This window comes from Candidatus Dependentiae bacterium (genome assembly GCA_018266175.1).
Taxonomy (GTDB): Bacteria; Babelota; Babeliae; order Babelales; family RVW-14; genus JAFEAY01.
This window is the reverse complement of the sequence record JAFEAY010000027.1, coordinates 31,518-44,344: the sequence shown is the minus strand read 5'-3', so window position 1 is coordinate 44,344 and position 12,827 is coordinate 31,518. Positions and strand designations below refer to the sequence as shown.

The window sequence follows — 12,827 nt, the reverse complement described above, 5'->3', positions numbered from 1 at the left end:
CACCGTAATTACCGCCGATATTAAGCTTGAATACCCTGTAGGGATTACCGTATAGCCTGCGGACATTATCATCCTGGTCAGAGAATACAACATCATCGCTGGCAGGCTCCATAGTCATCCAGTTGCTATCAAAACGCAGGAAAAAGGACATGCCGAAACGCTCCCACATGATATTGAAAGCGTCATAAGAATTGCGGTAACGGATACGGACCGTTTTGGGATGGCTGGCACGCAGCCACATTACCTCACTGATATAGTCCTCATCGGCTACATCCTCCTCATTATCGGGATCCTGGTAGTGTACGTGTACGAAAAAGCAGTAATAGCCCTCAGGATGCGTGCCTGAAATGAACTTATGCAGGTACCCGTGCACATCCAGATCGTAGGTCTGGCCGTTATCTGCCGTATAGGGGAATTGATAAGAAGTGATCGGCGGGGCAAAATCTATATGGCTAAGAGTTGCAACCGTAGTAAGCTTGCCGGTATAGGGATCTACAGAACATAGGGTAACGGTTACTACGCCGTTGCTATAGAACCAAAAGTTCTGAGGATCTGTGAATTGCACCTTTTGACAATAGTACTGTTGCAGGTTGAAACGCTGCTGCTGTTGTATGAACGGAGCTTTATCGAACTGGTGATAATGAAAAGCAGTTGGCAGGGCCTTGTTGTAAGGCGCCATCCTGATATTGTTTATCGGGGGGAAATACGTGATCTTATCAGCCATCGGTTCAAAATTACCGTTGGGCTGACAGGGGATAAAAATGCTATAGACGCAATAAAGTGCAGGGGCCTAAAAGACCCCTGTGTGTTATATTTGCTTTGCCAAACAAAATATAATATGATAAAGTTCGTTGTTACCCGCAAGCTGGGCAAGGAAGGAGGTATTATTAACCAGGTTGATTCCTACATAGAAGGGCATATGCAAAAACATATTGACCTGTTGACTAAAAACGTTCAATCAACACAATGCGATTCGCACCCGGCTTTTGAAAATGAAGTAATTGTTGACATAACGCCGAAAATGAAATACATTATTCAGAAAGTGTGCTGTAAGGAGTTTGAAACAACCGTTTTGACACCTCTGATAGATCATTTAAACAAAGATCGCTGAACGCCTTATCATCATCGGCAGATATTTTACTCCCATCCGGCATAATAAACTCGAAATCCCGCAGTTTATTTATGCTGTCCTGGAAATTTGTTAGTGCTTCCCTGAACTCTGCCATGTTTACCGGCAAAATAATGTTACCGCCCATTAAACAAAATTACCGTTGGGCTGACAGGGGATAAAAATGCTATAGACGCACATCCTTATATCCTAAATCCCACTCCAACGAGAGCGTTATAATAGAAGTAATGAACGTTCAAACCTTTTACAGGCTGGGCATTAATATCTGTATAATTCAATCCGTCATGATTAAACACAGCCAAATTGTAGGATAGATCTGCCAAAACAGCGATATTTTTACTGAAGTATTTATCTATACCAACATGAATGCCGGCAGTAATACCTCCTTTAAAAGAATAGGAAACCGAAGTTAATACCTTGTTTTCAAACTGCAGCTTACCTTCTTTTATGTTCCCGTTAATATAACCGGCTGACAATCCTACCCTGACAATAGAAAAATGCCTGTATGCAATAGCCTGGAAGCTAGTAGCCGGATTACCGTAAGTATAACGGACGTTATTATATCTGATATTTATGGGTTGGATAGTTGAATTGAAGCCAATCTCCCATTTTTTGAAGCCGTACAACACATTTACAGCGCCAGCAAAATTAACGGGTGTAGAAGTTGATTTAGAATAAAAATGCCCATCATGTTTGGGGTTGCTATTCATACCGATACCAGCCATCAGATCAACGTTAAGCTTAGCGGTACAGGGAAGAGAAAACAAGCAGACGGCAACGAGGGGAAAAAGTTTCATATAATAATTTGGTGCAAGTTATATATTTTTCAATGTTGATAGATCGGTATCCGGTGTTAACAACAGTTTGAACTGGTAAATATCGTTCTGAGCCGGCTTTATACCGGCTGAAACAATGAAGCCTTTGTAGTACACGCCCTTATATTTCACCTTCACCACAGAGTAAGGGTTTGCCATTATGGCTGTAATGAGCGTAGTAGGGGGCTGGCAATCAAACTCAATATACCACGGCTTGAACAGCGGTAGGGATGGCCTATTAGGAAATGAGGCTACCGGTATATTGGCATCTTCATCTACAATAGGGCCAAAGAAAGCCGTTTTTACTTCATAATTTTTATCTGTGGTCTGGAAAGTGATCGTACCATCGACGGTATTAGGTAGCAAGCTATAGATGTAAGCAAGGTTGCGGATCATACAGCTCTTGGGAGACAGGCCAAAGTTATAAGCGGTATCTGCCGATATCAGGCCTTGTTTTATACCTTGCCTGCGAAGCAAATTGTATTTACCGTTGGTTTTAAAGGGGTCTATCTCCAGTGCAAAGATGTTGTTATCAAATTTACTATCCGTAGTAGGCTTCAGGTACCTGTTATAACGCATATATTCCACTCCATACATGTCGGCCCTGATAGAATTGACAAGTTTTAGCTCATTTGTAGGCCGACGAACGGGTAATTTATATTGCTGGCTGGTGTTGAACTCGTCCTTACCATTCAACAGATCATAAGTCTGTGGTTCCCATCCAATGGTTACAGTACTAACCAGCAGGTCAGCTGCCGCGTAGAGCTTGAAATTAGTAACGTCTTCAACAGTTACTGCGATATTGTCCTTGTTGAAGATGGTCTTTAACTTCTCTACTCGTAACATATTACCATCGGCCTGCACCCCACAACTCCAAGTATTCAACACAAAATCCCGTAACATGGCGTAAGATACCTTCATGACAGGATTGTCCAGGCCTCGGAGCGCATCCCCTGAGGTTAAAACTGTATGCCATGGGATATTGTTGATGTTTATATTGTAATCTTGCTGTGTAGCCCCTGCAGCAGTAAGAATATTGCTTTGCAGGGTATATTTGCCATTCGAGGCTTTCTCGATAACCTTCTTTAATACATGAAAGAAGCGAAGGCAATTCGTGTCGTTTGCCGGTACCCTGTCGAAATACTCAAAGGTGATAGAGCTATTGGCATCATAATTCCAGTTCACAACATTAATGGAAGGCACACCACTACCACCGAGATCATATACATTCGCTACTAGGTAAAACAGATCTCCTACACCAGGAGTAAAATTGAAGGATCCGGATACATGAAAATGCGTTCCAAAATATGTTACATTGTTCGTCTCATTGATAAACTCGTGAACAGTAGAGTTAACACCAGCTGCTGTCCGTTTTGCTAAATATACTTTAACACCTGTAGTGGAGAAGTCGGCCGTTCCAGCACTGCCATCAGATATCTGTAATCCAAAATCAAAATCGACTGTAACCTGCCGATCAGTTGAAGCCTGGTATATATGCTTACCTTGCCCAAATACTTGAGTAGTTGGGTTTGAGTATTTAAACCACCCCTGTGAACGCACATCCAACTGATTAAGCGACTCTACGATTATTAGTGTTGTATCTAATACATGGCCGAGACAAGGATTATTACTGGGATCTGTACCATTGGTTACACCCCAGGTAGCTTTATTTTGCAGTTCTGTTCCATCCATATTAACAACAATGGCGTCATTATCGGTAAGGGGGATCTCATATATTGTAGATTCTATCGACTTCAGGAACTCTGCAATACCATTGTCCATGAGGTTAACGGTAACGGTCCATTTACCCTCACGGGAATCCATATACTTTGTAAAATCAACTTCTGCTTCAGCAAATAATTGAAATCCCTGAGTATAGCTTTTACGTTTCAGGATCACCAGCTTGGCATAAGCCTCATATCCTTTGTCAATGACTAGACAACGCAATATTTGCCCCATACTTAAGCCGAACTCAGCAGGTAATGTGTACACCCGGACAAGACCAAACTCAGTAATCTTTCTTTCGATCTTAATTTCGGTAGTATTCCATGATACCGGAGATTCATGCGCATATATAGGATCATCCTGTACAAGCACGCGGTCTCCCTGAGTATAATAGTATTTCCCATTCTCGTCAACCAGTGCATATTTGAAGTTGTCCATTACAGTTTACTGTTTATGTAGTTAGACCATTGCCCGCCGACGATATGTAGTGATGGTACTGGCTTTCTTTCGATAGCCTTCGCTACATTTTTAAGGCCTGACATCATCTGATCGGTATGCTTCTGAAAGGAAATCTGAAGATCATCCGACTTATTTCTTGTCTTAAGGAGCGGGATCAGCATCGCGTCTGTATATCTATCCAGATGCTTCACGGTATCACCCTTCTCCAGATCTACAATCATCGGCCTATCTGCTATGAAGGATCCATTCTTTGTAGTCACAACCTCTGGTTTACCACCCTCACCAACCAAAGCCGGGCCGTCTGCGGGGTGACCACCAACAGGAGTTTCATTGGCATACGCCGGCAGCGGAGTTGCCACCACTTTCGCAAGCTGCAGCGCACCAATTGCACCATGTGCTATGGCGAGAGCCTCTCCATATATCGGGATCTTTAACGCAGAAACGACCGCTTCAGCTGTTTTCGCAATGATACTGGCTATAGATGCGGCTTTCTCAAATTGTGCCTCTCGTCGTTGTAATTCCCGCTTACGCGCTTCAATAGCCTCCTGTTGTTGAGCATAGTCAAGGTTTATCTGAGCGATCTTGCGGGTTTTCTCATCCTGACTGATCACTTCAGTATTGACCAGGTCGATCTTCTTTTGTTTTTCAGCGTCCAGAGACGCCAACAGATCATCCTGCGCCTGTATCTGTTGGTCATAAATCGATTTAGCGATCGCCGCTCCAGTATCAATGGCCTGATCTCCAGCTTTCTTCCATAATTCCTTTTCCTCTTCCAGATATTTCTTCTTTTTTTCCGCAACTTCTTTGTCAATTTCTTCCTGCTTTTTGGCGAAGTCTATTTGTATTTGCAGGCGGTTGCTTAATTCTTCCGTTTCATTCTCTGTTACGGTCTTAGCGCCTTCAACAACACCGGTATTATGGTCGTCCATGGTCGCTCCAACTTTCTTAAACGCCTCGTCATAAACTTTCACGAGCTTCTCTAACTCAGCTTTTTGCTGTGCTACATAGTCATCTTTCTCAATATCCGGCTTTGTGTCATTTTTAAATGCAGCCCGAAGGTCTCTCAGCTTCTGGAGATAATCCTGGTAGTCCTTTTGCCTTTTTTCCAACAGTTTTTTTGCATCATCTGCAGCCTTTTTCTCTTCATCCTTTTCCTCTTTTATATCCTGGTAATGTAGCATCACCTGAGCGTGCTGCGCATCAGAAAGAGACTTCGATGCTTGTTTTTGTATCTCTACAGCATCATTATAGGCTTTGGCCTGTTCTTCAGATGGTTTTTCCCCATCCTTGGATAATTTTTTCTTTATCGCCTCGTAATTTTCAAGGTTGGCATTTGCCTTATCAAGACTTTCCTTTTGTAACTCCACAACTGCTTTTGCATCTTCCTCTTTTTGTTTACGGATAGCCGACGACGTAGCACCTTCAGCTTCCATCTGAGCAATAATTTCATCACTCTGCTGTTTATAACCTTCAATGAGATCATCCTGGTATTGTTTTTGAAGTTTAAGTTGTTCATTTAACGCTTGTAGTTTTTCTGTCTCCTTATCTGTCTCTTCCCCCCACTTAGCCATTGCGGCGGCTGTAGAAGATATCAAAACAAGGATAGCGCCAAGCCCGGTACTTATTAATATGCCTCGTAAAGCAGTCATGGAGGCTGTTGTGGCCTGTGTAGCGTAATTCCACAGCCATTGAGCCGCAGCGACCGCTTTTGTCCGTATCTCATTAAGAAATAACATAGTGCTACTTTCTTTCTGAAGAGCATTAGCTATCTGTTGTACGCCTACTACCAACGTCATTACCGCCTGCAGCTTCTGCATGCTTTTTTGAAGATCCTCATTGTTCTGACCAAAAAGTTCTGCCGTTGCTGTGCCAATAGCAAAAGAGCCTGCCAGTAACTGCACAGTACCTACCAGTCCGTCTAACGTATGTGTATCAGATGATAAGTGTTTTACTTCGGCTCTTAAATCCCCCACTCTATCCTTTAACTCCGCTGTTTCTGCAAGTAATAACCTAAATGTCTCAGTATTCTCCAGCCCTGCTGCTTGCATAGCCATGAGCGCGTTTTGATTATTGCGGAGCTCTCCGGTAGCAGAAGCAAAACCTGCCGCCTGGTTCTCGACCAATTGAGTAAGAAGCGCCTCTTCTTTTTGCAATTGAATGATAGTGGTGGTATGCTGTTCGCCTGAATTATTATTTTGATCGATTGCTTGCCTTACACGTTGCAACTCCTGCTCTAAAATGGTAAGAGCCCCAGAATAATTACCTATATTGATCTTTTGCTGCTGGTATTTATCTACGTTCTCTTTTATGAAGGCATTATAGCGGTCAATCTCTGCATTAAGTTCATTCTGCCGGGCTTTGCCTTCTGTGGTTGCAAGATTTAAAGCATTACGTTCTGTGGTCATTTGCTTAACCCTGGCGCGTGCTTCGTCGATACTGTTGGACGCTGCTTTTTCCAGTTCTGCTTGTTGCTTTAACTGTGCATTCCGCTCTTGTTGCGATATTTTAAGAGTAGCAAGATTCTTAGCTGCTTCACTTTCTGAAGCATTTAGTTTAGCCTGAGTGATAACGAGCTGGTCTTGCAACTTTTGATACTCTTTAAGCGATACGGTAAGCTCATCCTGCTTTTGCTGATAGGTATCGATTTGCTTAACAGCAGTAGCTAGTGTGGTACCATCTGACGAACCTCCAAAACGGATATTACGGCTCTCTTTTGCAAGCTCTATGACTGTATCTCTGGCTACGCCGAGCAGGGCAACCACCTCTTTGAGGTCTTCCTTGGCCGGTTCCGGGATGAGTTTATCTACATCAAGCGTTGACATTTTCTTGTGGATTTGTGGCTTTCGCCAGTTTATTATATTCTTTACACGCCATACCGAACTCATAAACGGTAAGTTCAGCGGCTGCTTTCCTTGGTGGCATACCCGTGCAGAGCCCTAAATGCTTCTGCAGCGCCATCAGTGACTTATAAAACACTTCTTTTGTGGGCGTCTGCGATTCTTCACCGGTTTGCTGCAGATAGCTTTCTACATCAAGGCTTTCTGAGCCTAATTCGCCACGCACCTTAATAATATCTTCCTGGTATGTCTCCTCAGTAAAGGGATAGTCGTATTCCTCGTCGCGTAAAAGGTCGATAAGCTCTTCATCATAGCCGTTTTTCTCCAGCAGGTATAGTAAGGCTTCAACAGCCAGCCTTTTGAGCTGGAAACGGTGAAATTCCACACCATTGACGATATGAAAATTGGATTTGGCGTCATTCATATTCTCCAGATGCTGGCTTTTAATGACAATCCATGCTTCTGCAAGATCCGCAGGTGAGGGATCGCCGTCAATAACCAACCGCTGCATATTGTTATCGCACACACAATCAATGAATCTATCCAGTGTCAGCTGCTCAATCGATGTATATACGGTCCACTTCGGTGAGTGCATTAGCCCCGGTGAGGCAATCGCAGTCTGGTTTTCGGAATCCATAGGAGTTGCGGCTGGGGTTCTGGACGATGACAAGCGTTCCTGTGTATCCGTTTGCCTGTGCCCAGGTCTTAGCTTTTTCTTTTGTTTTTTCGATGTCGCCATACTTACGTTTATACTCGGAGTTGTTACAATGGATGCAATCGCTCATTATTTCAGTTTTGCGCCCGTCAACTGGGCTATTTTTAGTACCACAGGCGGTTTTAAGATATCCGCCCATGCTGTTTTTTCGTTTTCAGGTTGCAAGCCGAAGATGCTCTCACCATCACGCTCTACCAGGAACTCCACTTTAGGATCAGAAGCATCAAATATGATCTTACCATCAACCCTTACATCACTGAAAACACTCTCCTGAAACTCTCCCGTAAGCCTGAAATCGGGGTTTCCAAGGCCCGGTAATGGGTTCATTTGATGCTTTACGCGCGCATATTTTGGGTTTTTATACTTCTTCAGCTTCTTACCATTGGCTGTTTCACCTTTTTCGTACAGCTGTTTACGGTTGAGGTCGGCCAGTTCCTTCTCATGGTCAGCAGCGGCCTGCGTGCTTTCTTTGCGCAGGTCAATACCGGCCCAGCTATCATACAATGCCTCGAAATTGCTGATCCAACCCATAATCTTACGTAATAAAGGGGTACACTGCTGCACCCCTTTACAGATCAATAATAAGGGGCTTATTTACCCTCTGTTTGCTTGTCGTCCTGCTTAGTTGCAGGTGTATTTTTTACCTTTTTAGCTGGTACAGCATCTGCCTCATTAGCGGCTTTGATGTCATTGGCTTGTTTCCAAACCTCTTTAAGCATCTTTTCACGCTGTTCTGCGGATACATTCTGATAATGCTGCTTGCCTGCTTTGGCTAAAAATGTGGTCTCGTCCTGGTAATCTTCGAAGAAAGATAAAGGCCAGTGTACGCCTTCGAACCTAAAATGTGTTTGTTGCATATTGCTTTTTTAGAATGTTAACAATTACGGGTTAGTGGCTACAACAGTTGCCGGTGCGATAGCCTCAAAATACTTCAGCCCGTTTGTTGCCAACTGGCTTACAGTATTCAATGTTATCAGCATATCTGCTCCATCCACGTAGTCTGTGTCTGCAAGGCTTGCACTGAGTACTACGCTTTCGCCATCGGCAGATAATGCCGCCGTGAAAGTCACCGTAGCGCCTGTAGCTTTGTTGGTGAATAGAAAGTTAGTAGCTGTAGCAGCCGCAGTTCCCAGACTTTTAACGATATTAAGCGTGCGGCCTCCAGTGTACAGCTTCAGTACATGTTGACCATCCGCAGTGCCGGGAGTAGCTACGATCTCCACATCCTGTACGCCTTTGAGCTTGGTAAGATCAAAATTGCACTTGGTGGCAAAGAAGTTTTCGTTCATCTCAGCGGCATTTTCAAAAGCGATCATGCCTTTGTACTCAGAAACCGCTTTTGATGTGGCAGGCTTATAGTCGTACGCGAAGAGCATAGACAAAGTATAGCCCGTCATATCCTGTGCAATATCAATATCTTCGGTACCCATCAACACATTGTTGCGGTCGTAAGGGAAAAGAAGATAGTTCTGAGGCTGATTGTTAAAGCTGATAAGCGCCTGGTGATAGTATTTACCGCCCTGAATGATCTGGTATTCACCGGCCAGATGCATACGATCTGTTGCTACCATCACACCATTAGGCAATGTTTGTGTCTGTACAGCAGTAGATTTATCAACCCAGTCTTCCAGACGGCCAATATGGTGCCAGCGAAGCGCGGGGTTATTGTGCTGCAGTTGGGCGTTAATAAACGCCTTTAAGGTGTCCTGGTCTACGCGGCTTGCGGCGGGTATTTTTGCGTTGCCTAATGGGGCAAGGAAAAACCCAAGCCAAACGGAAGGATCAAATGGACAATCAGGCTTGCCTGTATTTTTGTTCGACCTGATGCAAGGAACTTCTATCATTGTATTAGAATTGAAAGCGTTAAAAAATAGTTTTAATGAAAATCGCCTGACATGCAGCACGACGTTTGAATAATAGGCAACTCTATATTCGTGATCTCAATACCATCAATATAATCTGAAGATGCCCCGCTTATGTTTAGGAAAGGCCTGCGGCCAATATCATCCCTGATAGAACGCGACAGTTTCAGATCTCGCTCACTCCTTACCGGGAAATAGCCTGATGCTAACAATTGCTCAATAAAGCAATCGTACAACGGCAACAGGACCTTACGGAAGGAACGTTCATAGCGTTCTGAAGACTTCAGATCGTCAGTAGTATGATGCGCTATACCTATCTTAGGCATTGCGCGTCTATAGCTTCCGGGGCCATCACCTTCTTTCTCAACAAATGGCGTTACCAGGAAGATCAACGGATATTTTTCATAACATTTGGATCTATCCTCATCGAATTGCTTCAGAGTTTCTTTTAGTTGAGCTGCCGGGCCATATTGATAATTAATAGTCCTGATATCGCTATCGACCTTTTTCAAGGTTTCCAGCATTTCACAGGAAACAGCCTGAACAACTTGCCCTATCATTTCTACTAACTCCATCAGAGATTATATATGTTGATAGGGTGAAACAAATCGGTGTCTAACCGGCAATCTGTTGTAAACTCGGGGTATACCAAAATGCCGTTAACATCTTTCTTGTTGAGCAGGAAATCATGTAGCGCACAGTTTAGCTGTACCATTTCATTCCAACCGCGGCTTTGCTTACTTGCTCCGGAAACGTTTACAGCGCCATTCTCCTCATCTTCCCTTTCCCCGGTAGGCGTTGTCTTGGATGCATTATCCCTGGTAAACCAGTAGTAAACATAGTTTACAATCGGATTGGCCTCGTCGATCGTTATAAATCCAGTCCATTGTTGTGTAACACCATTTGCATCAACGTAGCTATCCCCCTCTTTCAGCTTTGTCCAGCGATCTTCAACCGGATCAGCAGCTAAACCATCAGTAAAGAGCTTGGAGAATGCATAGCCCAGCACGCCATTCAGATACTTTTGTTCGTACTTAGTGATGAACATATCAACCTTGTTACGAACGGTTTTCTGTCCGAGCTGGGCTATGTGCGTTTCCCCAAAGAAATATGAGTTGTCTACGAACATTAGTCTTTTATACCTAATATTTGATTGCCAAAAACCAATGTTCCGGTAGATATCGCACCGACTCGTACCTGTTTTACTTTTACCCCGGTACAGTGCCATTGCGCAGATTGATCCCCGGAAGCATTAGCGATAGTAACACTATCCTGTGTGGTAGTAACGCCGCCAAAAGCACAGGGGCATTCCAGGTTATTCCAATGCGATCCATCCACGGTGCTTTGCATTATGAAGTAGTACGATCCAAACGATGCAGCACTTACCTTAGTGGCCACTGCCTGAACAGAGAACACGCCATTTGTGCCCACAGTGTATTTATCAGGCAGATAATACCAGTTGGTTTGTGCGTTTGTATTAGTGTCCTTATAAGGAGCTACCGCCGCACCGGCAGTCTCTGTAGCCTTCGATTGAGCGGATGCTGCATAGGCTCCACAGATAAGCAGGCCAGTAGCGAGAACAAGTATTTTTTTCATTTAGTTAAAATTGAATGTTGAACAATAGTTTTACGCTTTGGGCTTACCCTTGCTTGATTTAGGCTTTGCGGCCTTATCTTCAGAGGTTGCCGTGTTTTGGGTAGGCTCACCCGGTTTACCGTCTATGTATTCAGCATATCCGGCATCCACCATACGTTGTGCATGTGTAGGCGTCATCTTTGCCTCTTTACCTTCTGGTATGCCGACAGGGTGAGCCTTAATGAATTTTACGTGTCGCATAATTATTCAGCTTTTTTCAATGCTACCAGCGCAGCAGCCACATCTGAGCATTTCATGAACGCATTTTTGTTCACGTTACGGATCAGCAGGTTCATACGACGGTAAGCCTTCATTGTAACTGTTTCAGTTTCGAAGTTGTCGTTATTTTCATAAGACAATTCGATAGTAATACCACGACGATTGTACAGGGTAGCTTTGGTGCTATCAAACACATAGCAGCTATTTGCAGGCACGATCGGGCTTGTAACCACACGCATGTTATCGATGGTGTACTCTGTGTTACCTACTTTCACCACGAACGGAGGCAGCAGGTACTGGTTGTTCTTATCCTTAACAAGCATATTTTTATACTTGTCAATAGTGTTCCAAAGCACTACGTTAGGCATGTAGCTGTTATCCTGGCCCAAAGCGATGATCTGAGAGGCCATAGCGACAACCAGGTCGAACATATTAGGTTCCTGTACAGATCCAGCCCAAGGATCAATGGTATTACCTAATGTATTGGCAGCATCGAACTCAGAAGCTGCTTCGTCTACAGAGTGCAGGTTAGGATATACACCATCGTCAGTTAACAGGCCTGCGTCTACCTTCAGCGTAACAGAACTGTCGATCAGGTTACGAACTTCACCTTCTACGAAATCGTAATCGTCCATCATATCCTGGCAGATATCCAGAAAATCACGAACCTTTGTGATCTGGATGTTTCGTTCTTTCCATTCCAGCTTTGTGTTATGGTTAGAAGCAGCACAACCGGCAACGTTTTTAGCATCACGCACAACTGATTCCTGATCCATGTATTTGATAAACTCCTTAGAGGTGTTTACTACAGGGAACAGAGGCTCAATAGCTGCCTGCCTTACCGGGATCTGGCCGATACCTGGTGCATAATCGCCGATGGTATGTGTTTGGATATCTGCCGCAGTTTGCGCAGCTTTTACTTCGATCTCCAGCTTACCGGATTTGTTACCACCTTCCAGGAAAGCTTTGATCTTCGCTTCGTTCTCTTTCAGAGCCTTAGCGATAGCGCCTGTTTTATCCACGCCTTCAACACGGTTTTTCAACTGATCGAACAGTGCAGCATGTTTCTTTACAGATTCCTGAAGCTCTTCAATAGTTTTGTTGCCCTTTTCAGCAGCTTCTTTAGCTTCCTTGGCATCTGCTTCCAGTTGCTCCTTGGCTTCTTTGATGGCTTCCAATTCACCATTTAGCTCTTTAGCCTGCTCATCCTGCAGCTCAATGAATTGCTGGGTACCTTCGTCGAGATCATCCCACTTTTTAGCCTTTTTCAGTTTAGCTGCTACGCTAACCAGGGCAAGGGACGTACCCATTAGTTTAACGCCTGCCGCTTTAGCGTTTGCAGACGACACGGCAATAGTAGCTAATATGCTGGAAACGATAAGAGCACGTTTTAAGCCGCGATTGATTTTCAGTTTAATCCTTTTCATTACT

14 protein-coding genes are annotated in these 12,827 nt (G+C 44.0%); 1 reads left to right on the top strand and 13 read right to left on the bottom strand.

The annotated features are described in order from the left end of the window. On the bottom strand, positions 1-724 hold a 724-nt coding region (locus tag JST56_07285), incomplete at its 3' end, for a hypothetical protein (protein MBS1988761.1). 114 nt (positions 725-838) lie between these two features. Between JST56_07285 and JST56_07280 the strand changes: the two genes are divergently transcribed. Then, positions 839-1,111, top strand: a complete 273-nt coding sequence (locus tag JST56_07280) for a hypothetical protein (GenBank protein MBS1988760.1) — start codon at positions 839-841, stop codon at positions 1,109-1,111. Positions 1,112-1,311: 200 nt separating this feature from the next. Here JST56_07280 and JST56_07275 read toward each other — a convergent pair whose 3' ends face one another. The 12 genes from JST56_07275 to JST56_07220 form a co-directional block, all read right to left on the bottom strand. Continuing rightward, complete coding sequence (locus JST56_07275) at positions 1,312-1,854, bottom strand: hypothetical protein (GenBank protein ID MBS1988759.1); 543 nt, start codon at positions 1,852-1,854, stop codon at positions 1,312-1,314. Between the two features lie 90 nt (positions 1,855-1,944). Beyond that, on the bottom strand, positions 1,945-4,041 hold the full coding sequence (locus tag JST56_07270) for a hypothetical protein (protein ID MBS1988758.1): 2,097 nt from the start codon (positions 4,039-4,041) through the stop codon (positions 1,945-1,947). A 65-nt stretch (positions 4,042-4,106) separates the two neighbouring features. Then, positions 4,107-6,950: a hypothetical protein gene (locus JST56_07265; protein ID MBS1988757.1), complete on the bottom strand. Its 2,844-nt coding sequence runs from the start codon at positions 6,948-6,950 to the stop codon at positions 4,107-4,109. Continuing rightward, the gene (locus tag JST56_07260) at positions 6,937-7,704 is read right to left on the bottom strand and encodes a hypothetical protein (GenBank protein MBS1988756.1); all 768 of its coding nucleotides are present in this window, start codon (positions 7,702-7,704) and stop codon (positions 6,937-6,939) included. The genes JST56_07265 and JST56_07260 overlap by 14 nt, the downstream gene beginning before the upstream one ends. Positions 7,705-7,749: 45 nt before the next feature. Beyond that, a complete protein-coding gene (locus JST56_07255; protein MBS1988755.1) occupies positions 7,750-8,244 on the bottom strand; it encodes a hypothetical protein in 495 nt (164 codons plus the stop codon). A gap of 26 nt (positions 8,245-8,270) precedes the next feature. Next, positions 8,271-8,537, bottom strand: coding sequence for a hypothetical protein (locus JST56_07250; GenBank protein MBS1988754.1), 267 nt, complete (start codon positions 8,535-8,537; stop codon positions 8,271-8,273). 24 nt (positions 8,538-8,561) lie between these two features. Further along, positions 8,562-9,524, bottom strand: coding sequence for a hypothetical protein (locus JST56_07245; protein ID MBS1988753.1), 963 nt, complete (start codon positions 9,522-9,524; stop codon positions 8,562-8,564). 32 nt (positions 9,525-9,556) lie between these two features. Continuing rightward, positions 9,557-10,102, bottom strand: coding sequence for a hypothetical protein (locus JST56_07240; protein MBS1988752.1), 546 nt, complete (start codon positions 10,100-10,102; stop codon positions 9,557-9,559). A gap of 14 nt (positions 10,103-10,116) precedes the next feature. Next, positions 10,117-10,590 (bottom strand): hypothetical protein, encoded by a 474-nt coding sequence (locus tag JST56_07235; protein MBS1988751.1) that lies wholly within the window; start codon positions 10,588-10,590, stop codon positions 10,117-10,119. A gap of 80 nt (positions 10,591-10,670) precedes the next feature. Continuing rightward, complete coding sequence (locus tag JST56_07230) at positions 10,671-10,958, bottom strand: hypothetical protein (GenBank protein MBS1988750.1); 288 nt, start codon at positions 10,956-10,958, stop codon at positions 10,671-10,673. A gap of 210 nt (positions 10,959-11,168) precedes the next feature. Further along, positions 11,169-11,378: a hypothetical protein gene (locus JST56_07225; GenBank protein ID MBS1988749.1), complete on the bottom strand. Its 210-nt coding sequence runs from the start codon at positions 11,376-11,378 to the stop codon at positions 11,169-11,171. A gap of 2 nt (positions 11,379-11,380) precedes the next feature. Continuing rightward, positions 11,381-12,823 (bottom strand): phage major capsid protein, encoded by a 1,443-nt coding sequence (locus tag JST56_07220; GenBank protein MBS1988748.1) that lies wholly within the window; start codon positions 12,821-12,823, stop codon positions 11,381-11,383. Positions 12,824-12,827 lie beyond the last annotated feature (4 nt).